The organism is Vibrio sp. 10N.261.55.A10 (assembly GCF_041470825.1).
In the GTDB taxonomy this organism is placed as follows: domain Bacteria; phylum Pseudomonadota; class Gammaproteobacteria; order Enterobacterales; family Vibrionaceae; genus Vibrio; species Vibrio crassostreae_C.
Map to the genome: position 1 here is coordinate 23709 of NZ_JBFRNC010000025.1, position 21849 is coordinate 45557.

15 protein-coding genes, 1 pseudogene and 1 riboswitch are annotated in these 21849 nt (G+C 46.0%); of the genes and pseudogenes, 8 read left to right on the forward strand and 8 right to left on the reverse strand.

The window, feature by feature from the left end; translation table 11 throughout:
• The first annotated feature begins 8 nt into the window (after positions 1-8).
• Positions 9-1220: a cysteine desulfurase CsdA gene (gene csdA / locus AB4274_RS06965; RefSeq protein ID WP_372111440.1), complete on the forward strand. Its 1212-nt coding sequence runs from the start codon at positions 9-11 to the stop codon at positions 1218-1220.
• 69 nt (positions 1221-1289) lie between these two features.
• Here csdA and csdE read toward each other — a convergent pair whose 3' ends face one another.
• The 4 genes from csdE to AB4274_RS06985 all read right to left on the reverse strand — a co-directional run bounded on the left by csdE (position 1290) and on the right by AB4274_RS06985 (position 4346).
• A complete protein-coding gene (csdE, locus tag AB4274_RS06970; protein ID WP_372111442.1) occupies positions 1290-1718 on the reverse strand; it encodes a cysteine desulfurase sulfur acceptor subunit CsdE in 429 nt (142 codons plus the stop codon).
• Between the two features lie 37 nt (positions 1719-1755).
• Complete coding sequence (gene tcdA, locus AB4274_RS06975) at positions 1756-2565, reverse strand: tRNA cyclic N6-threonylcarbamoyladenosine(37) synthase TcdA (protein WP_372111444.1); 810 nt, start codon at positions 2563-2565, stop codon at positions 1756-1758.
• Between the two features lie 113 nt (positions 2566-2678).
• Positions 2679-3791 (reverse strand): murein transglycosylase A, encoded by a 1113-nt coding sequence (gene mltA / locus AB4274_RS06980; protein WP_017059898.1) that lies wholly within the window; start codon positions 3789-3791, stop codon positions 2679-2681.
• Between the two features lie 81 nt (positions 3792-3872).
• On the reverse strand, positions 3873-4346 hold the full coding sequence (locus AB4274_RS06985) for a DUF2850 domain-containing protein (protein ID WP_017064193.1): 474 nt from the start codon (positions 4344-4346) through the stop codon (positions 3873-3875).
• A 161-nt stretch (positions 4347-4507) separates the two neighbouring features.
• Between AB4274_RS06985 and argA the strand changes: the two genes are divergently transcribed.
• Together argA and AB4274_RS06995 are read left to right on the forward strand one after the other, a co-directional pair.
• Positions 4508-5845: an amino-acid N-acetyltransferase gene (gene argA, locus AB4274_RS06990; RefSeq protein WP_017064194.1), complete on the forward strand. Its 1338-nt coding sequence runs from the start codon at positions 4508-4510 to the stop codon at positions 5843-5845.
• A gap of 283 nt (positions 5846-6128) precedes the next feature.
• A complete protein-coding gene (locus AB4274_RS06995; RefSeq protein WP_046224581.1) occupies positions 6129-6320 on the forward strand; it encodes a hypothetical protein in 192 nt (63 codons plus the stop codon).
• A gap of 81 nt (positions 6321-6401) precedes the next feature.
• Here AB4274_RS06995 and recD read toward each other — a convergent pair whose 3' ends face one another.
• The 4 genes from recD to AB4274_RS07015 form a co-directional block, all read right to left on the reverse strand.
• Positions 6402-8612 (reverse strand): exodeoxyribonuclease V subunit alpha, encoded by a 2211-nt coding sequence (gene recD / locus AB4274_RS07000; protein WP_372111445.1) that lies wholly within the window; start codon positions 8610-8612, stop codon positions 6402-6404.
• A complete protein-coding gene (recB, locus tag AB4274_RS07005) occupies positions 8612-12286 on the reverse strand; it encodes an exodeoxyribonuclease V subunit beta (protein WP_372111448.1) in 3675 nt (1224 codons plus the stop codon). The genes recD and recB overlap by 1 nt, the downstream gene beginning before the upstream one ends.
• 391 nt (positions 12287-12677) lie before the next feature.
• Positions 12678-16154 carry an exodeoxyribonuclease V subunit gamma gene (recC, locus tag AB4274_RS07010; protein WP_372111449.1) on the reverse strand — a complete coding sequence of 1159 codons (3477 nt, stop codon included), beginning with the start codon at positions 16152-16154 and terminating at the stop codon, positions 12678-12680.
• 127 nt (positions 16155-16281) lie between these two features.
• Positions 16282-17232, reverse strand: coding sequence for a TDT family transporter (locus AB4274_RS07015; protein ID WP_137001990.1), 951 nt, complete (start codon positions 17230-17232; stop codon positions 16282-16284).
• Positions 17233-17440: 208 nt separating this feature from the next.
• Between AB4274_RS07015 and AB4274_RS07020 the strand changes: the two genes are divergently transcribed.
• From AB4274_RS07020 to AB4274_RS07040, 5 genes and pseudogenes are all read left to right on the forward strand, one after another.
• The gene (locus AB4274_RS07020; protein WP_017059889.1) at positions 17441-18337 is read left to right on the forward strand and encodes a LysR family transcriptional regulator; all 897 of its coding nucleotides are present in this window, start codon (positions 17441-17443) and stop codon (positions 18335-18337) included.
• An 88-nt stretch (positions 18338-18425) separates the two neighbouring features.
• A complete protein-coding gene (locus tag AB4274_RS07025) occupies positions 18426-18719 on the forward strand; it encodes a YebG family protein (protein WP_008223840.1) in 294 nt (97 codons plus the stop codon).
• Between the two features lie 155 nt (positions 18720-18874).
• Positions 18875-18959, forward strand: a riboswitch (Fluoride riboswitch).
• A 194-nt stretch (positions 18960-19153) separates the two neighbouring features.
• On the forward strand, positions 19154-19846 hold the full coding sequence (locus AB4274_RS07030; RefSeq protein ID WP_017071044.1) for an iron-sulfur cluster assembly scaffold protein: 693 nt from the start codon (positions 19154-19156) through the stop codon (positions 19844-19846).
• 25 nt (positions 19847-19871) lie between these two features.
• Positions 19872-20861, forward strand: a complete 990-nt coding sequence (locus AB4274_RS07035; protein WP_065584394.1) for a GGGtGRT protein — start codon at positions 19872-19874, stop codon at positions 20859-20861.
• A 228-nt stretch (positions 20862-21089) separates the two neighbouring features.
• Positions 21090-21722 (forward strand): annotated as a pseudogene (locus AB4274_RS07040) (MarC family protein).
• The last annotated feature ends 127 nt before the right edge of the window (positions 21723-21849 follow it).

Here is a 21849-nt window from a genome sequence, read left to right on the forward strand (position 1 = left end):
AAGAACAGATGTTTGATATCAATCACATCCGAGAGCAGTTTCCTGCGCTATCCCAAACCATCAATCAACAACCGTTGATTTACTTAGACAGCGCGGCGACGACACAGAAGCCTCAGGTGGTTATTGATGCCATTAGCCAATATTACTCGAAGCAGAATGCCAATGTGCACCGTGGTAGCCATAGCTTAACTGCCCATGCTACCAGTCAATTTGAAGCCGCTAGAGACAAGGTCGCCCAGTTTATTGGTGCTTCGTCTTCAAAAGAGATCATCTGGACTCGCGGTGCTACCGAAGCGCTTAATCTTATCGCTCAAACCTACGCCAGAAGCACCCTTAAGCCCGGCGATGAGATCTTAGTCAGCGAAATGGAGCATCACGCCAACATCGTGCCTTGGCAAATTGTCGCAGAGCAAACCGGTGCTAAAGTCGTTAAAGTACCGATGACACCGGATTGTGAATTTGACCTCACTGCGTTTGATGCACTTTTAAATGAACAAACCAAGATTGTTGCATTAGCTCAGATAACCAACGTCACGGGCTCACGTCAGCCGATTGAGCAAGTGATCGAAAAAGCCCACCAGATGAATGCGATTGTGGTGGTGGATGGTGCACAAGGTATCGTTCATGAACCCGTAGATGTTTCATCTTTAGGTGCGGATTTCTACGTATTCTCTGGACACAAGCTCTATGCCCCTGCGGGCATCGGTGTGCTTTACGGCAAGCTTGAATTGTTAGAAGCGATGCCACCTTGGCATGGTGGTGGCAAAATGGTCGAGCGCGTCTCTTTCTCTGGCACTACTTTTTCAGAACTGCCTGGCAAATTCGAAGCGGGCACGCCAAATGTGGCAGGAGCCATAGCACTAAGCACCGCAATAGAATGGTTAAGTGGTTTTGTACAACAAGATGTCGAAAATCATATCCACCAACTACAACACGAGACTTATCTTGCTCTCAGTAAACTGGATGACATTCAGATTTTAGGGTATCAACCTAACGCAAGTGTGATTACTTTTGTGATGGATGGTGTTCACCATCAAGATATAGCGACTCTACTGGATCAGCAAGGTATCGCAGTACGTGCAGGACATCATTGTGCTCACCCATTAATGGATGCACTTAATGTGAAAGGAACGGTTCGAATTTCATTTGGTATTTACAACAACATGGATGATGTTGAAAAGCTCGTAGCGGCGATAGAAAAAGCCGTTGATATGCTTTAGGGAGTAGCGAAATTACTTAGGGTTGGCGTTTAACGTCAACCCTTTTTGCTTCTGTGTATCAAGGAGATATTAAGCACTTAGCTCTTGGATTTGAGCAACAATCGCTTTTAATCCATTACCGCGAGATGGGCTAAGGTGGGTAATTAGGCCGATTTGTTCAAAGTAACCATCAATATCGAATGCTTGTACCTGCTCTGATGTTTTTCCACCATACGCAGCCATCACTAATGCGATTAGCCCGCGAACGATACGAGCATCAGAATCAGCACAAAAGTGCCAAACACCATCGATATTCTGAGAAACTAACCACACTTGGCTTTCACAGCCAGAGACAATCACCTGCTCACTTTTCAGTTCATCAGGCATCGTTGGCAGTTTCTTACCCCATTGAATCACTTGGCGATAACGGTCTTCCCAGCCGCTGAATGTCTGCATCTTCGCGACGATATCATCACTGGTAATTTCAGTGCCGAATGGAGAGCTTGGGAATGTGGTCATTTTAATATCCAGTCGATTGTTAATTGAGTAAAAGACGTTACTTAGCGTGCTTTTGAATCAGCTTTTCAACGATACGCGAAACAGCTACAAAACCAAACGTCGCCGTTACAACTGTTGCCGCACCAAAACCCGTCGCACAATCCATACGTTTTGGACCTTCTGCTGTCGCTTTCGCAGCACAGACACTGCCGTCAGCTTGAGGGTATTTCAGCTGTTCAGTTGAGAACACACAATCGATACCAAACTTACGTGCTGGATTCTTAGGGAAATTATGATGACGACGAAGGGTATCTTTTAGCTTCTTCGCGAGCGGATCTTGAATCGTCTTGGTCAGATCGGCCACTTTAATTTGCGTTGGATCGATTTGACCACCAGCACCACCAGTAGTGATCACCTTAATTTTGTTGCTACGACAGTACGCCAGCAGCGAGGCCTTAGCTTTCATGCTATCGATCGCATCTAGAACAAAATCGAACTCTTTCGATAGGTATTCAGCCTGATTGTCTGGGCCGATGAAATCGTCAATCAGGTTAACTTTACACTCAGGGTTAATCAGCTTAACGCGCTCTGCCATCACTTCGATTTTGCTCTTACCGACGGTGCCCGACATTGCGTGGATCTGACGGTTGATATTGGTCACACACACATCATCCATATCGATCAACGTCAGCTCACCTAAACCGGTACGAGCAAGCGCTTCAACCGCCCATGAACCTACACCGCCAATACCGACCACACACACATGTGCTCCTCTAAGTATGTCGACTTCACTATTGCCATACAGGCGACGAGTGCCACCAAATCGTTGGTCATAGTTTTCTGAAGCTGGAGTGGTCAATTCACGCATTGTTGCCGCCAATTTATTTCTGAGAAAAAGAAAAGAGTGCGTTTTATACGCACTCTTGAATAAAAAGTCTAGGGGATTAGCGATTCGCTTTCAATGCCCCATTTTATTGTCGCTTACTCTACCTTTTCAGGAGGCAAAGCCCAAGGCGCTTCAGTTGCGCTACCATCTAAGCCGAGCTTCCACACACGACCAAAATGCTTGTAATGACCCGCTTCAGTACCCGCTCGAGGGCCCATGCCGTGGTAAAGGTCCAAATGGTTTTGCTTAACCGCGCCGCCCGTATCCAAAACCAGTAACAGTCTTAATTGGTGTGCACCGCTCCAAGTACCATCCGCATTCAATAAAGGAACCTCAGCCAGAATTGGAGTTCCCATAGGCAAGATAGAGCGATCGCCAGCTACTGCAGCCATTGGTAATAGAGGAATCCCAGCACTACCCATTACTGACAAGTCGTCTCTCGCTTCAAAAAACACGAAAGATGGATTTTGCTCAAGCAACTCTTTGACCACTTCAGGATCGTTTGCCAATACCCACTCTTTGATTGCTTTTAGCGACATTTTTTCGCGTGGAACTAAGCCTCGTTCAATCAGAACACGGCCAATGCTCACATAAGCTTTATTATTCTTACCCGCGTAGGCGAAATACTGCAGCGTGTCATCATCACCGAAGTGCACAAATCCACTGCCCTGCACTTCCATCATAAATGGGTCGATGCGGTTTGCTGAATAACCTAACTCAAGGCCTTGACCTTCTAATGCGCCGTTGTAAATCTCTTCGCGTGTTGGACACTCTTTGCCACACTCAGGAAGCCCGTAAACAGGGTAACGATATTCTTCATTCGCTTCGTGGCGCAGCTCCATCACAGGAGAAAAGTAGCCCGTGAACAAAACATTGCCTTGTTTATCACCACCACCTAGTTGAGCGGTTTGAACGCCAAAATTCGCTAGCTCGCTTGGATCTCCACTCAGCATCGCCCACTCATTGAGTTGTTGATAAAGCGGCTCATAGATTTTAGCCATCGAAGGGGATTTAGAAACCACCATCTCAGCTTGTTCTGCAAATGCGGTGTAGTCTCTTGGTTTATTGGATTCAACCTGATCGACCTTATTCAAGGTGCGAGGAAATTCGTCATCAAGGTGTTGCTGAGCAAGATCAGTGGGTTGAGCACAGCCAAATAACAAAGAGGCAGCGACAAGGGGAAGCCATTTTTTAATCACAAGAGTCATCCTAAAAATTCTATGCATCGAGGATGACAAAAACAGTCAGATAACACAATCTTAGATTGTAAGAGTTTACAAGAAGATAACCTATCGGACGGAGTTATCGATATGGCCCTTAAGGCGGAAGATGGGATTGTAGTGACTGTCAGAATCGAGCACCATTTCTGTATTGTCAGAATTGGTCATGCGGAAGCGATAGGTTTTATCACCCGCCTTGTATTCAAAGTAGTTTCCATCAAAGTCAAAGCTCGTCGAAACAACAGACCCACGAACTGACACACCATTAGCATTCAGAACAAACTCATCGGTCGCATAATGTGCAACATCTTGCTCTATCCAAGTGCCGTATATCAGATTGTCGGGCGTCGCCGCATTTTGCACTCGGGAAAGCACATCGCCGAACAAAGAAACCACCGCAAACGAACCCACTAAGGCTAGAACCATTAAACAACGTTCAATGATCTTACGCTTCAACTTAGATTGATTGCGCTGATCAGCTTCGCTGTAGAGACCTTTGGTTATCTCATCGATTTTGTTCTTTGTTGCTGGAGCTTGTTGCATTCGGTGACTACTCATAAGGATGCTATGCGCATTCTACACTGAGACAGTTTATATATTGAAGCCTAGATAAGAATAGTTTGCGCTTTATTCCAAAAAGGTGTTGTTTACATTTGAATTTAAATGCTAAATTATCGAATAAATAAACAAAATGGACTTGTTCTGTGAAATTAAGAAGTACAGCGCTAGTAAAAGGTTTCAGACAATCAACCCCTTACGTAAATGCTCACCGTGGCAAAACCATGGTCATTATGCTGGGAGGCGAAGCCGTTGCCGACAGGAACTTTGGTAACATTATTAGTGATATAGCCTTGCTCCACAGCCTTGGAGTAAAGATTGTTCTCGTTCACGGGGCAAGACCGCAGATCAACCAATTGCTTGCCAAGCAAGATTGCCATACGCCTTATCACAAGAATATTAGGGTCACTGATGAATATTCTTTGGGCGTCGCTATGCAGGCTGCTGGACAGCTTCAACTTGCCATCACCGCACGCCTCTCAATGAGCTTAAACAACACGCCGATGGCAGGCACTCAACTCAATGTTATGAGTGGCAACTTCATTACGGCTCAACCGCTTGGCGTGGATGACGGTACGGATTATTGCCACAGCGGGCGTATTCGTCGAATCGATATCGAAGGGATCAATCGCACGCTTGACCAAGGTTCAATTGTACTGCTTGGCCCTATTGCCAGCTCCGTGACAGGCGAAAGCTTTAACCTACTTTCTGAAGAGGTCGCTACCCAAGTTGCTATTCGTCTAAAGGCCGACAAGCTGATTGGCTTCTGCTCCGAACAAGGGGTAACAGATGAACGCGGTAACGTGCTCGCCGAACTCTTCCCTAAAGATGCCAAGCAAATTCTGGAACGATTAACGGAATCTCAAAATCCTGCCGAAGACATGAGCACAGGAACACTGCGCTTCTTGAAAGGAGCGATCTCCGCTTGTCGAGCTGGTGTGCCTCGTTGTCATCTAATCAGCTACAAGGTAGATGGCGCATTAATCCAAGAGTTGTTCTCTTTTGACGGTATTGGAACCCAAGTGGTCATGGCTAGTGCCGAGCAAGTAAGACAAGCTCAGATTGACGATATTGGTGGCATATTTGACCTTATTCGTCCTTTGGAAGAACAAGGCATTCTCGTTCGTCGCTCAAGAGAACAATTGGAACAAGAGATTCACCGCTTTACGATTATCGAAAAAGACGGACTGATTATTGGTTGCGCTGCACTATATGCGTATCCGGAAGATCACATGGCAGAGATGGCGTGTGTGGCGATTCATCCTGATTATCGTGATGGCAACCGCGGGCAAATATTACTGGACTACATGCGTCATCAATCGAAGTCTCGTGATATCGACCAAATTTTCGTTTTAACCACACATAGCCTGCATTGGTTCCGTGAACAAGGGTTTTACGAGATCGGAGTTGATGAGCTACCGATGGAAAAACAGGGGCTGTACAACTATCAACGTAACTCAAAAATCTTAGCGTTAAATGTGTAAATAAAGTTTTGGACTAAAATCTCACTTCAAAGGAAAAATAATTGCAAATGTAATCGTTTTCTATATGAGATTTATTAACTATGCACTTTCACTCACACGTATAATTGTATAGAATTTAGACGCTTTAATAATCTTAACAAATGTTTTTATTGGAATTGCCATCTCGATAGTCATGTCGAACTCATTGAGGTGGTCACTGCACGGATTGCTATACCCGTTGACGGCCAGCACGCTAACATTAGCTCTGCTCGTTAATATAAACAGCAAAAAGAGCAATATTGATATGAGAACCATTGTTTGTAACTCGCTGCAAAGTTTTTGGGATATGGCTGATAACCAATTCTTAGAAGGGCTAGACGTACACTGCGTGTTCCCTGTTAGCGAGAATCTAAAAGAGTTTATTTTGAATTGCCAAGCAAAGTACAAGATAAACCACATATCGTTTACTCGAGCGTTTTTAGGCTCTGATTCCTAATAACGCTCAAAGCAACCAAGGATGGTTGCTTTGTGTTTATCTAGCCCTAAGTTCAAAACCTTCTCTAGCCGTCCATAACGACTAATTCGTTAAGCGACTGCCTAAACCACTCACTCGCTCTGTTTTCACCTTAATCCCACGCTTCAACACATTTGTATCGCTGAACATCATCAGTCGTTTCTTCGCGCGTGTAATACCTGTATAGATAAGCTCCCGCGTTAAAATAGGGCTGAAATCTGGCGGCAAGATCATTAAGGTCAGATCAAATTCACTACCCTGAGATTTGTGTATTGTCATTGCATAAGCCGTTTCATGATCGGGCACTCGGCTTGGTAGCACAGCTTTTACGCTGCCATCGGGCAACTCAAAATAGACCTTCAAACGAGGGGTTAAGTCAGGTTGACTAGAACCCGCCTCAAGCATACAGATACCAATATCACCATTGTACAAACCCAAGCCATGATCATTTCGCGTCACCATAACAGGACGTCCGTGATACCACAGCTCATCATTATGAGGGCTCACCAAACGCCTTGCGGCCAGTGCTCTTTCAATTCTGTGGTTGAGGCCTTTAACACCAAAATCCCCTTCACGAATGGAACACAACAGTCGGCATTGGCTGAACAAATCGAGTACCGATTTCGCTCTCGCTTCTTGAGTTTCTAACTCTTCCAACGGCACATTCATTCTATTGAGGTACGCACCATACTCGTTAACCAAAGTACGCAGCATCAGGTTATAGCTGTCACTCGACAGAGGGTGGTTTTCGATATCGCCAAAATCTTTGGCAAACACTTGGTCTACTTGATTCGCAGAACCATTATTGATTGCTTTTGCCAGCTGACCGATACCGGAGCGCGCATCGAAACGATAACTCTTCTGCAGCATACACAAGCTATCCGCAATCGCAGGCGGATTCACCGCTCCAGCTTTGTCTTGTCTTGGTTTAGCTATCGCATCAAAACCTGTCATCTCTGCAATCAAATTGCCTTGCGCTGTGCTGTACCCTGCAGAGTTGAATGAACAGATATCACCGAGCACAGCACCTGCCTCTACTGAAGCGAGTTGGTCTTTATCACCCAATAAGATGAGCCTTGCGTGCTCAGGAAGTGCATCCACCAGCTTATACATCATCGACAGATCAACCATTGAAGCTTCATCCACTACCAAGATATCAAGGTGGAGTGGATTGCGTCGGTTATGTCTAAACTCAGCACGGTTAGGAATCGCGCCGAGTAATCGATGTAACGTGCTCGATTCAGTTGGTATGTTGGCCTTCACTTCAGGCGCTAATGGCAGCTGCTCAATCGCTTTACCAATCGACTCGGTTAAACGCGCCGCCGCTTTACCCGTTGGTGCCACTAGCTTAATCGTTGGCGTTTTACCTTGGCTGAGCGATTGCTCGATCATCGCCGACAGTAATTTGGTTACTGTGGTCGTTTTACCGGTACCCGGCCCACCGGAAATCACCGCAAAGCGACGACTCAGCGCCACCGCGGCTGCCACTTTTTGCCAGTTCAAACATGCCGATAACGGCACCAAGTCGTCCAACACATCTAAGTCCGTTACCTGCTTAGCTTGTACAATCGCTTGGTCGATTGATCCCCAATCTAAAGCCTGCTCATTCACAATATCAAGATGGTCACACACCAATTGTTGACGTAATACCTGAGACGTTTGTTGGCTTGCTTCAGCCTTGGCTAAGGCGTTAAACAGAAAATGATAGCTACGTGCAAAAAGCAGATTGAGCGTTTCAGTCAGCGCTTTTTTCTGCTCAGTATTGAACTCTACCGGCTTACTTAAACGGTTTAAGGTCTCAGCCAACACAACTTCGTAGTTCCAATAACGCTGTAAATAGACACGCTGCCCATCGAACATTAGAGGCTTAACACAATCGTTGGTCGTTCCCACTAAGTTTGATGATTGAAGCACAGCCACCCAATCAATACCCAACAGTTTTTGGTTCAATTGCAGTGCAGTTTCACCGTATAACCCAAGTAACTGAGCAAGATCTGCCGCTAGTTCAGGGCCTGTCGTATGCTGCTGTATAAGCTGAGTACAAATGTGTCCTTTGCCTAATTCATGGCTCACTACCCCCGCGAGAAAGCCGATCTCTTGAGGGTAGCTCGTGGCTTGCTGAGCAAGAAAACGGGCAAATTGATAATCCAACTGACGAATAGAACCCTTATCCGCAAGAAACTGGAGTACATCCATCAGTTGCTCAGGAATAAGTGAAACTGGCTTTGCTGTGTTCGCAGTATCTATGCCGGTATTAGTGGTCGTTGTTGTCATTATAAAAGCCCCATCTGTCCAGTTTCATCGTCATTCAATTGTGCCGAACGTCTGTCTATCACTTTACCGTCAATCAATTGATCCATTTCATCAAGTAAAGCCAGTGTTGGTTTCGCCGAGAAAATACCTTGCTGAGATTGGCCGTCCATTCCTCGTAAGAACAAGTAGTACACGCCACCAAAATGTTGTTCGTAGCTGTAATTGGCAACGCGGCTGCGTAAGAAACGGTGCAACGCCAATGCATAGATTTGATATTGCAAATCATAGCGATGGTCGGCCATCGCCGATTTCAATGCCTCGCCATGGTAGACAGCAACATCATCTCCTAAGTGATTCGATTTCCAGTCGAGTACATAGTATTTACCTTGGTGCTCAAACACCAAATCGATGAAGCCTTTCAACATACCTTGCACGGTTTGGAAACCTAGATCGCCCGCTTTGGCTGACAATGGATCGTGATATTGAATGGTTTGATTCAGTTCAGATGCAGCCAATACTTCGATCGGCAGTAAGAATTCCATCTCAACTAAACGTTGCGTCGAGTCTTTCTCGCTTAGCTTTAAGTTCTTGCCGTCTAATGCGGTGTTCAGCACTGTATCGACCAGTTGCTGAAGCACAGGTAGCCACTCTAATTCATATTGCTCTGATTCTAATAAGTGAGTGATTACTTGCGTGTTATGTTCACTGGTTGCTGGCTCGGTAAATTCAACCTCCTCAAACAAGGTGTGTAAGAAAGTACCTGGGCGAGCACCACGAGGGAACGTAAAGATAGAGCGTTCAGGCTCAATCAACTCAGACTCATCCTGCTCATCAGCCGAGTCAATATCAAAACCAGACACCTCAATGGTCGCGTCATGACTCGCACCGTGACTGCCCTGTTTGACAAGCCCCGAGTAACTGGTGATACGCCAAGCTCGGTCAATTGAAGCCTTAAGTTCACTGGCCTGTAAGTCGTCACTCACTTGCTCTGTTTGCACAAAAATTTGTTCGTGAGCGGTAGGTGTTTCGGCTAACAGCACACTGGAATTCTTACCCTCAATAGCCGATAGAGCTTGATGCAACTCGGCGATGCCTTGCTCTTGTCCGTTTTGAACCAAATAGCCCATGGCACTCAAGTGCACGCCGGTCGGCTCTTTGGTTGAACGCCCTTTACGTAGCGGTGCCATGCCAATAAAACATCCATAAACAGCACGAGTCAGCGCCACGTAAATCAAACGTAAGTCTTCCGCCAATCGCTCTTTGTCGGCTTGCGCTAAGGCACTATCGCTACCCGTAATATCAAGTACCGTGGTATCTGAGTCATGGTCGTAGAACTTGCCTTCGCTCGCTTCTCGGTAACTCGCGACAAATGGGAGGAATACAAGGTCATATTCCAAGCCTTTCGATTTATGAATGGTAACGATTTGAACCAAGTTTCTTTCTGATTCAAGGCGTTGAATGTCGTCGTCACTGCCACCTAAACCATTTTGTGCATCGGAAATCGCTTCTGCTAGCCAACGCAACAAGCCATAGTCACTGTCGAGTTCTTGTCTTGCTTGTTGCAACAATTCGCCAATGTGCATTAAATCAGTGAGTGAGCGCTCACCATTTTCTTCTTCCAGTAAGCGTTCCGCGAGATGTCGTTTACTGATCACGCTGCGAAGCATTGGCAACACGCCGCGCTGAAGCCACAACTTACGATATTCTCTAAACTCGTTAACGACGTTTTCCCACACCACTTCATCGTTGTTGAGTTCATCCAATGATGCGGCATCCAGAGCAAACAACTCCGACGCTAAACTGGCGCGTAATGCTCGGTCATTTTCAGGTGTCAGCACCGCCTGCAACAAACGTTGAATATCTTGTGCGACCAAGCTGGTGAACACACTGTCTCGGTTGGATAAATACACGCTCGCAATGCCTTGTTCCGACAACGCGTTCTTAATCAGACGACCTTCACTACCGGTTCGAACCAAAACAGCAATATCACCCGCATTCACGGCATGTTGTTTTTTGCCGTTATCAAAATAGGCTTGTTGATTTTGAGAAGCGGTCAGAATAGTTTGAATTTGACTCGCTGTCGCTTCTGCCATTGCCTTGTGATATTCGCCTTTAGGTAGTGGCTTATCTTCTGCTTCTTGTAACCAAAAGGTCAGTGCGTGCTGAGTTTCTCCGTTCATCACCCATTGGCGTTTGTCGGCCGATGGACTGGCAGCAACGGGCAAAAATGGAATGTCTTGATCGTAGATAAACGGGCTGTCCGAATTCATAAACACTTGGTTTACTGCACTGACCATATCGGCACTTGAGCGCCAGTTAGTGCCTAAGGTGTAGTGAGCACTAACTTGGTTTCTCGCCTTGATATAGGTAAAGATATCTGCGCCACGGAAGCCATAAATCGCCTGCTTTGGGTCACCGATCATAAACAAGCCGCACTGCGGATTATCAAGATAGATTCGGCTAAAAATACTGTATTGCAGTGGGTCGGTATCCTGAAATTCATCGATCATCGCCACCGGGTAGAGCGTGCGAATCCTTTCCACCAGCAGTGACTGCTCATCGACATCGATCGACGCAGATAACTGGGTCAGTAGGTCATCAAACGACAACCACTGCTTTTGCTGTTTCGCCTTGGCGAGCATAGTTCGACAATGAGTAATCGCATGCGCCAATAACGGAGCTTTCAAATCAGCTGGGTGATTTAAGAAATCCTCAATCGCTCCGAAAACTGCATGCTGAGGTGCAGTGCCTTTCGGTGTTTTTTCAATGAGAGTGGCTTGCGAGAACTTCTCTAACTTATCTGGATATTGATAATCATGAGTGTCGCTCTGCGCCCATGCTGTCACAGCTTCTAACCATGTCGGCAGAGACTTCTTGGTGTAGCTACGTTTGTTCACATCCGAAGCAGAGATCAAAGCCAAAAAGTCCGCTTCGGATTCACACCACAGCGCTTTAAGTTGCTTCACTTTATCTAGGTTTTGGTTGTGCAGAGTTTGCAAGTCGCCCGACATCGCATCTACCGTCAATTTCAGCGGAGATCCTGTCAGATAACGATTTACGTCTGCTAATAACGCAGCCGGTGAACCCCAGATATTACGAACCTCACCAGCCAGTTGAGTCGGCAGCGGGTAAAACTGCTTACGCCAGTAGTCAGCAACCACTTGCGCTTTTAGGTGGCTTTCATCGGTCACAAATTCATTATCAAAGCGGCTTCCAGACTCGAAGGCATTTTGAGTCAACATACGCTGACAGAAGCCGTGAATGGTGTAGACCGCCGCTTCATCCATTTGCCTTTCGGCATTGAGCAGTGTTTTCGCAGCGCCTGCGTGGTCTTCGATCTCTTGCAACAGAGGCGCAATCACTGGGTCATCACTTTGCCCGCGAGCAAACGCAATGCGTGCATCATGGATTCGTGCACGGATACGATCTCGCAGCTCTGCGGTTGCCGCTTCGGTAAAAGTCACCACCAGAATTTGATCTACGGTTAGCGGCTCATGATGTCGGGTAGCTTCTGTAAGCTCTCCTGTTGGTGCTGCCGTGCCATGCCCGAGCAGTAGGCGTAAGTACAAGCCAGCGATGGTAAATGTTTTACCTGTACCCGCTGATGCTTCAATTAAACGCGCGCCATGAAGTGGAAACGTCATGGTATTGAGTGTCTGTGGAGCAATTACCTGAACACTGCTTGTGGTCGTCATGCCTTACTGCCTTCTGATAAATATGTTGTTACAAATGTGACCTAGCGTGGAAAACGTCATTCAATTTACGTCCTACGCTGATTTGTTAATAGTTAGTGCGATCTCTCTCACGGATCAATTCGGATCGCCTCGCTACTATGCGCGTACGAGTTTTGTACTTTACGGCGTTACTTTGAACCACAGAATAATGGTCCCTCTGACCTGTGGCCGTACAGCGAACGCCCTACACTAATAATGATTTACTGGCGGCCACTTTATTTCCTGTACCTTGCTTCTATTCACCTTGATTCCCTTCATCTTGAAAGCAAGCGTACCAAACGCTTACCAGCGACTCTCTTTTGTCTTTCATTAATTCAGCGCACTCGCTATTGATCTTGTCGATCACAGCCACCTACTCCTGATCTTCCAGATCGGCAGTAGCCAACCTTGCCGCCTGTAGCACAAGCGTTGAATACATACGCGACTCAGTAGCCAATTCATCGTCCCATTTAGACCAGATTCGTGAGATGTAGGTATCTCTACCCTCGCCCGTGAAGGCGAAGCTGTCATTAAAGGTATCGGCCATTTTCTTGAGTGACTTTTCTTCATCATCGACCCACTTACCACGGCTAAAGCCCGCTTCAACACCAGCTAATGCCGTTTTCGGGAAGTATGGCAATGGTGCAGTCATACCTTGATAAAACAGTCGTACTAACTCAGCTAATATACTCTTCGCTTGCTGCGCATCGCCGATAGGTTGTAGCGTTTGGTGAACCACGCCCTCTTTTCTGTCATAGCCAATAATATGGGTCGTTTTTCCGTGTCCCATAACAGCGCAGGATAGATGATCAATCCACGCAGCCAAGTAATCTTGAGAGCGTATTTTGCCGCTACGGAAACGCACTAGACCTGATTGATAGTTTTGAGTTAACCACCCCATCAAGCGAACAGGCTTACCTTCGCCTAACACGTCAAACTCGATATTCACTTCGAGATCTTGCTGCGGTGATCCGCTCACAAATCTAATCTCTTTGGCTAAGTCTTCCGCTTGAACACGATTGGTTTCAAATTCGATGTCACCAAAGGCGCCGACCGGTAATCGACCTTGGGCTTTTTGCTCAGAGACAAACAGTCGCACCGCTTCGTCTGCACCTTCTGGGTGGTCCAGCAACACTTGCAGCAGCGCATCTTTAAGCTGGAAGCTCTCTAGGCCATTGAGTACGAATGGCTCATCGTCTTCCATTACAGGAAGTGGCGGTTCAAACACCACTTTGAGACGGCGATTAAAGAAGTACTGCACTGGCAAACGCCAAAAACGCTGTAACTCAACCAGGTCCAATTCCAACGGGTACGTTGCCCCCAACAAATAGTCATCCAATGCACGATTGAATTCACCACTGCGCTCACCAGAACGATTTGCCGCAGGAAGCCATTCTTTGGCGTAGCTCAATACATGACCTGCATCACCTTGCGTAAAGGCTGCTGGGCTAAATGGTGTCATGGTGTGTTCAAAGCTGATTGCTTGAGTCAGTTTGATACCAGAATCATCACTTGGTAACGCTTGATCTGCACTTAGGCAGTAGTTCTGGTGGCAGTACTCAATCAACTCAGAAACCAATACCGACGGTACTCGCTCAGTATTATCTTGAATCGAGCGGCCGACATAACTGATGTATAAACACTCTTGCGCCGACAACATCGCTTCTAAGAATAGGTAACGGTCATCATCACGACGAGAACGATCTCCCGGACGAGTGCGTCCGTTCATCAAATCAAAACCTTCCGGCGGCATTGAGCGTGGGTAAACACCGTCATTCATGCCTAATAGACAAACAGTTTTGAACGGGATAGAACGCATCGGCATCAGGGTACAAAAGTTCACTTGCCCCGCTAAGAAACGCTGACTGATACGCGCACCCGACAGTTTATTGTTTAAGTACTGATAGATAATGCTTAGCGATAGTTCTTGTTCGTACAAGGCATCATCAAGCTGTTCATTCAGTTGAGAAAGTGCATCACGAATCGACTTAAGCACCACCTCGCCTTCTAGCTCAACGGCGAAGAAATCATCAATCATTTGCAGCAAGGTTTCACGCCACATATCAATGGATTGCGTCTCAGCAAGGCGTTGACGGTAATGGGCAATACGATCAATAAAGTGCGCTAACTTACCAGCAAGTTCGGCGTTAATGCCCTGAACTTCGTTATAAGCTGCAATTGGAGAGTGTCCAGTTTCAAACAAACCTGCGGAATCCGACATCGCATAACCCAGTAACATACGCTGGATACCAAATAGCCAAGTATTTTGCTCGGTGGCAGGCAAATCAAACTCTGTTGCCGTAGAAGAATCGACGCCCCAGCGGATACCCGCTTCTTCAACCCACTGCTTAGCTTGTTCAAATTGAAATTCATCAATACCGAAGCGTACCATCATCGCTGGGATTTCTAATAGCTCTAGAAGTTCAGAAGCTAGACAACGCGTGTTCGGTAACGCGACCAACTGCATGAACGCGGTCAGAATTGGGCTCTCTTGGTCTGCAGTTCTATCAGAGATCGAGTAAGGGATATAACGCTCACCCGGAGCATTACCAAATACCGCCTGAATAGCAGGGCTGTAAGCATTGATGTCTGCCACCATCACAATGATATCGCGTGGTTTTAAGCTTGGATCAGCATCAAACATCGCTAACAACTGGTCATGGAGAACCTCCACCTCGCGCATTGGGCTGTGACAAGCGTGTACCGTCAACGAACGATCGCCCAGCTCAACCACTTGTTTGTGGTTGCTGGAGTCTAAGATGTGATCGTCTTGGTGCTCTTCTAACTCAAGAATATCGGCTTGCAGTTGATGCAGCAGGCTGTCTCTCTCGACATCAATAAAGAACTCATGCTCTTCGCTGTCTGATTGAGACAGTAAGAACAGGTTATCTCTGCCCAGTTTACCCATAGACGCCAGTAAGCTATTACCGACCGCTTGGCTGGTATGCAGTTCGTCTTCAATATTGGCTTCAATGCCATCTTTTAATGGTGAGACTTCGCCTTCTAGCTGAGGTAAACCATCAACCAAAGCAAACTGCTTACGACGCTGCGCTTCCACTCTCGCCAAGTATTTACGGTCACGAATATCGCCCCAGTAATGTTGGCAAGGGTTGGTAAACATCAGGTGGACATCAATCTGCTCGCCAAGCGCTTTCAATGCGTCCATATAACGAGGAGGCAGTGACGAAATACCAAACACAAACAGACGTTTCGGCAGGTGTTGTAACTGGCCTTGTTGATTAGCTAACGCTTCAATGAAGTCGTGATACAAGTTACCACGGTGATATTTCGATTGGCCTTGAGAGAGCGTTTGCTCGTAGAGTGCCTTCCACAAAATCGGCTGCCAAGGGTGCTCTTGTTGCCCTTCACTATCAATCAATTCTGCAACGGGTTCTCCCGCTTCCCACATCGCCATCCACTCAGGTCGATACACCAAGTAGCCATCGAAGATATCGGCAACTTTCTCGGCTAATTGATACAACTTAGAGCCGTCTTCGTCGTTTTCAAGATAGCGCTGTAGGGGTAAGAAATCAGGGTGGTCAAGCTTCGCAGGTAGCAAACTCATTAGCTTCCATGTCATCGCTTCCTTGTTAAAAGCACTGCGTTTAGGTACATCAGGAAGCACTTGGGTAAACATATCCCAAATGAAGGTTGCTGGAAGAGGAAAGTCTATATTTGCTGCTACACCAAACTCTTTGGCGAGTTCCATCTTAAGCCATTGAGACATACCTGGGCTCTGAACCAAGATCTGCTCTTTTTCGAAAGGGTTGGCTAAAGGATCACTTTTGATTAAATGAACGAGAAGGATTTTTAAAGTATCGACTTTATTGGAATGGTAAACAGTAAACAAAGTGCACTCACGCTAATCTTGCCACAATATAAAGCCAGATTAGCATAAGTGCCGAGTTTGGATTAGGAATATAAGCTTATGAAATACTGAAAACTTAAGCTCCGTTTATCTTTTGAACTATTGCTTCTTACAATCTACTGCCTACCGCGCTTAGAACACGGTGAGGTTTGTAATTCATGTAATAACGAACCGCCACATAACCCACTACAAACGTTGCCACAATCAATTCTAGATACGCTAGGCCAAACACTTGATTGATGTAATGCGCTTCAATACCTTGTGCTTGCATCCACGCAGCCAGTTTGAACAAGGCTGTTGCACCAATCACGATTGGGAAGGTAAACGCTGCATAACCAGGGCTAAATGGAAGACGAAGTAGTTTGAAAAACGCCATATAGATAATGAACGTCATCAACACTGCAATACCAAATAGTAAACCAATGATCACAGGTGAAGGGTTAGCAGTAACGGTTAAGTAACCCGCCAAAGATAGGCTTGCCGGTGCTGCCATAATCGCAATCGTTGGTTTTGCAGCATCTGGCACTTCGTGAGAGAAGATCAAACGGTAAACCATGATTGGTAGCATTACTGCGTAAACCAATAAGCCGAATACCAAAGTCGCGTTAGCTACTGGCTCTAAAACTGGATTACCTGAGAAAGAGACGTCAGCGACGATAATACCGATCGGTGGCACAAACCAGCTTGGCACCATGTGGTGAATCTCAAAGTTTTTAGCTCTGTGGTACAAAAAGCTCATTAGAAACACAACATGCAAAGCCACAGAAGCCAACCACATAGCTTCTTGTAAGAATTGAGAGATTGGCGCCAAAGACGCTGACACCACCATGCACCCCATTGCAAATGTTGGTACCACACTGCCGACAACAGGGTGAGCAAGATCTTCACGCAATAGGTGACCATGAATCAAAAATTTCACAGCTAAAACAAGAAGTAATACCGCCGCAATGCCAGCACTGATCCACTGCACCAAACCCGGTGTATGTAAGATACCTTGTGCGACTAGAACACCATCCCAACACCAGCCTAAGCTTGCAATTGCGAGTGCTAACCCTGCCATGGGTGTTGGAGCTCCTGTTAATCTATATTTAATACGTTGAATCATGTCAGCCTCTCTTAAACCTAATTCACTAAACTTGTGAACTCATCAGCTTGTTGAAGCCATAATACGCTTGCGCTTCGTTAAACAATATCCAATTATATATAACAAGTGTTCATCAATACTGAACAGAATCCATTTTCACCAGCAGAGTAAAACTAGGAATCTGATGGCTAATATTTCAATAAAACAGCTCAAAGTGTTCGTCACTATTACTCAGCACTCGACATTGACTGCTGCCTCTGAGGCTCTGTTTCTGTCTAAAGCTGCGGTCAGCATGGCACTAGGCGAAATGGAGAAACAACTCGGCCACTCTCTATTTGACCGGGTCAACAACCGATTAATTCTCAACCAAGAGGGACATAAGTTACTTCCATTGGCGGATGAAATATTACATCGTGCTGCTGGTATTGATGTTTTGTTCCGTGATGATCAGCCTTTAAGTGGCAATCTAAAGGTCGGCGCGAGTGACACGATTGGTAATCAGGTCGCACCGTTTATTTTGTCAGGCTTTCGCGAACGAACTCAACATCAGGATCAAAGCTTGTTCATTTCAAACAGTGCACTGATCTGCCAAAAGTTGGTGGATTATGAACTGGATATCGCGCTAATTGAAGGAAAAACATTACACCCTGAACTCATTTCGAGTCAGTTTAGCAGCGATGAAATGTGCATTATTGTTAGTAATCAACATCCTCTCGTTGCCAAAGAAAAAGTGATTTTAAGCGATTTAGAAGACAGCCATTGGATTTTACGTGAATCAGGCTCAGGGACTCGCGAGTTTTTCCTTCGTGCCGTCGCACCGCGCATCGAACATTGGTATGAATCTTTTGAACTCAACACCACAGAAGCAATCATCAACTCTGTTTCTGCCGGTCTTGGCTTTGCCTGTTTGTCTCGTTTAGCTGCTCAGCGAGCGATCGATTCAGGCCGAGTAAAAGCGCTTAATGTGCCACTTGATATGAAACGCCGATTCTGGATGCTGGTCCATAAAGACAAATATCAAAGCCCACTGCTGAAATCTTTCATGAGTTATTGTGAAGACTGGGCGGCACATCAAGATTGAGGCCGCATAGTACGGGCTCCAACTGGACTTTTAACATCAGAAACTGTATAAAAAGCCAGTAAAATTTATCAAACTTAGAGGATTAACCATGGCTGTTATCGTCAAGTACGTGGTGGAACGCAACGGAGAAGAGAAAATGACTTTTACCTCTAAAGCCGAAGCTGACGCATACGACAAAATGCTGGATATGGCTGATGAGCTTTTTGAACTGTTAGGCAAAAGCGATTTAGTTGAAGATGAAGGCAAGCAAGAAGAACTTGCAATGTACCTAGCGAAGAACAAAGAAGAAGTTCTTTACGCATTAGGTGCTAAGCGTAAGCCAGCTCCGAAAAAAGCTAAGAAGCTTGAAGCTGTTGAAGACGCAGAAGAAGATGCAGCTTAACTAGCTGATACCTTTCTAAAAAACGTCAATGACGCCTCTAATCAGAGTTCGTTATTGGCGTTTTTTTATACTTATCGAAATATAATGAAGCTTGTTTATAGTCGAAATCGCTCTAAACATTCGCTTGCATGAAAGTGTGAGGAAGATCTAATCTATAGCCATCAGGTGATGGGGTTCCACCTAAGCTTTTGCTTCAACCGCCCGTTCTTTCCGAACAGTGCTAATGACTCCTACAGAATCGAAAACAGGTAATACTGTTGGACGTATCGCTATTCCTCCATTTTGAAATGGACTTAGTCTATTAAGACCAAGTTCCATGACACCTTTGGATTATCGATACTCAAGATCTGTAGTGAATTAGCCGCACCTCTTCCAACACGTCCTGTTTTCTCAACGCCCTAGGCGTTAAATGGCTCTATAAGTGAGAAAACATTATGCACTACTCTTCAGAAATTCAATCAATGTGCCCTATTCAAAGGGGTGATCTTCACAATTCAGCTCCAATTCCAGTTGAAGGCGCAATGGTTAGCCCAAAAGATGTCATCGCTATTTCTGGCTTAAGCCACGGTGTTGGCACTTGTGCACCACAACAAGGTGCTGCAAAACTGACTCTTAACGTAAAAAACGGCATCATCGAAGAAGCATTAATCGAAACGATTGGTTGTTCAGGTATGACTCAATCTGCCGCGATGGCTGCGGAAATCCTCACCGGAAAAACCATTCTAGAAGCGCTGAATACTGACTTGGTATGTGACGCGATTAACGTCGCGATGCGCGAAATCTTCCTGCAGTTTGTTTACGGTCGAACTCAGTCGGCTTTCTCTGAAGGTGGCCTAGAGATCGGCGCAGCACTAGAAGACTTAGGTCAAACACAGCGCAGCCAAGTTGGCACCAGCTACTCAACCGCAGCAAAAGGCGTTCGTTACCTAGAGCTTGCAGAAGGTTACGTAACCAAGCTTGCACTTGATGATCACAGCGAAGTGATTGGCTACGAATATCTCAACCTCGGCAAAATGATGAAGGCGATTAACCAAGGCGTGCCAGCGAATGAAGCGGCCGACCTTGCGACAGGGACTTATGGTCGCTTCGACGAAGCCGTGACCACCATTAACCCACGCCAACAATAATTTTTGCCAATAAAAGAGGAAAGATATGATGAACACTCAATTTAATGAATCAGTAACTCGCGTATTGGCAGAAATGAACTTCGACTCTTTAGAGCAAGCAAACCAATACTGTTTATCACACAATGTCGATCCAAAAGCATTAGTGATGGACACTCAACCTATCGCATTTGAAAGCGCAGCTGACGCTTACACTCTTGGTGCAGCATTGGCTCTGTTCCGTAAAGCGAACAACGCAGAACAAGCAGCGAATATCATTGGTGAAGGCCTTCAAGCATTCACAAAACCCGGCAGTGTTGCGGAGCAACGCCAAGTCGGTATCGGCCATGGCGCACTGGCTGCTCGCCTTCTCAATGAAGAGAGCCACTGCTTTGCTTTCCTTGCAGGCCATGAGTCTTTTGCTGCTGCAGAAGGTGCGATCAAGATTGCACTGAACGTGAACAAATCACGCAAAACACCATTGAAAGTTATCTTGAACGGTCTAGGTAAAGATGCCGCTTACCTAATCTCTCGCATCAATGGCTTTACTTATGTTCGCACTCAATTTGATTACCAAACGGGTGAGCTAGTTGAAACAGAACGTCGCCGCTTCTCACAAGGCCCTCGTGGCGAGATCTTGTGTTACGGCGCTGATGATGTACGTGAAGGTGTAGCGATCATGCACAGAGAAGAAGTGGATGTGAGTATCACGGGTAACTCAACCAACCCAACACGCTTCCAACACCCTGTTGCTGGTATCTACAAAGCAGAACGCACTCGCCAAGGTTTGCCATACTTCTCAGTTGCTTCAGGTGGCGGTACAGGTCGAACATTGCACCCAGATAACGTAGCAGCAGGCCCAGCGTCTTACGGCATGACCGATACCATGGGCAGAATGCACGCTGATGCTCAGTTCGCAGGTAGCTCTTCAGTTCCTGCTCACGTGGCGATGATGGGCTTCATCGGCATGGGCAACAACCCAATGGTCGGAGCGACGGTTGCATTGGCTGTGGCAGTGAGTGAATCTCAACACGCATAACGACAAAGTGAGTCCCACAATCTGCCTGTTATGTAGAGTCTGTTAGTTGAGAATCAAGCAATAACGGACGACTAAAACTCTACACCTATCACTAAAACCAAACAGCCAGCCTTATGCTGGCTGTTTTTTATTCACACTTGCTCTACTATCTATTTCTAATAATTATTTGTATCTAAGATTAAATACATTCTGCTGTCGTATTTAACTACATATTTTCAAAGGAATAATATGAAAGAGCTCATCATTCATACCATTACCGTGTTCATGGGCTTTTTTGCCATCATGAACCCTATCGCCAACACACCGATCTTTCTTTGATTAACAGGTGATAATGATAGGGAAACGGTCAAGTCTATCGCTTTCCGCTCAGTGTTCATCGCCTTCATCATCGTCAGCACCTTTGCTGTCTCGGGTAAACTCATCTTCGACCTCTTTGGTATCACGCTTTACGCGCTTCGTATCACCGGCGGGATCCTCGTGTTCTTGATTGGCTTTCATATGCTGCAAGGTGACTCAACACACTCTAAAGCAAAAGAGAAGGTCAACTCAGACGCTCAACAAGATGCGGCGCTCAGTATCGCCGTCTCGCCACTGGCAATGCCAATATTAGCCGGACCGGGCACCATTGCCACCGCGATGAACTTTGCCAGCACCGAAGGCATCTACGAAACCATCGTCGCCTTTGGCCTACTATGCGCCTTAACCTACGTATTGTTTGTATTTGGCGAGCGCTTCGTTAAAGCCGTTGGACCAAGCGCACTGAACGTGATTACTCGAATGATGGGGTTGATACTCGCGGTAATCGGTATGCAGATGTTGATTGAAGGGATTGAGCAAGCTTATAAGGCACTGTTTATCTAAAGAGGGGATTCACAGGAGAATGTTGATTAACGCACCAATCAATTTGTGTTGATCTGCAGTGTTTTCTCATTGCAGAAAACTATCTCTCAAAAGACAAGCAATATCATTTTACAGACTTTATCCCGAT

Excerpts from the sequence above, each read along its gene's own strand:
- mltA (WP_017059898.1), bottom strand. The coding sequence starts at position 3,791 with ATGACTCTTGTGATTAAAAAATGGCTTCCCCTTGTCGCTGCCTCTTTG.
- AB4274_RS07015 (WP_137001990.1), bottom strand. The coding sequence starts at position 17,232 with ATGGCAGGGTTAGCACTCGCAATTGCAAGCTTAGGCTGGTGTTGGGAT.
- AB4274_RS07025 (WP_008223840.1), top strand. The coding sequence starts at position 18,426 with ATGGCTGTTATCGTCAAGTACGTGGTGGAACGCAACGGAGAAGAGAAA.
- csdE (WP_372111442.1), bottom strand. The coding sequence starts at position 1,718 with ATGACCACATTCCCAAGCTCTCCATTCGGCACTGAAATTACCAGTGAT.
- AB4274_RS07020 (WP_017059889.1), top strand. The coding sequence starts at position 17,441 with ATGGCTAATATTTCAATAAAACAGCTCAAAGTGTTCGTCACTATTACT.
- AB4274_RS06985 (WP_017064193.1), bottom strand. The coding sequence starts at position 4,346 with ATGCAACAAGCTCCAGCAACAAAGAACAAAATCGATGAGATAACCAAA.
- AB4274_RS06995 (WP_046224581.1), top strand. The coding sequence starts at position 6,129 with ATGAGAACCATTGTTTGTAACTCGCTGCAAAGTTTTTGGGATATGGCT.
- AB4274_RS07030 (WP_017071044.1), top strand. The coding sequence starts at position 19,154 with ATGCACTACTCTTCAGAAATTCAATCAATGTGCCCTATTCAAAGGGGT.
- recB (WP_372111448.1), bottom strand. The coding sequence starts at position 12,286 with ATGACGACCACAAGCAGTGTTCAGGTAATTGCTCCACAGACACTCAAT.
- tcdA (WP_372111444.1), bottom strand. The coding sequence starts at position 2,565 with ATGCGTGAATTGACCACTCCAGCTTCAGAAAACTATGACCAACGATTT.
- csdA (WP_372111440.1), top strand. The coding sequence starts at position 9 with ATGTTTGATATCAATCACATCCGAGAGCAGTTTCCTGCGCTATCCCAA.
- AB4274_RS07035 (WP_065584394.1), top strand. The coding sequence starts at position 19,872 with ATGATGAACACTCAATTTAATGAATCAGTAACTCGCGTATTGGCAGAA.
- recD (WP_372111445.1), bottom strand. The coding sequence starts at position 8,612 with ATGACAACAACGACCACTAATACCGGCATAGATACTGCGAACACAGCA.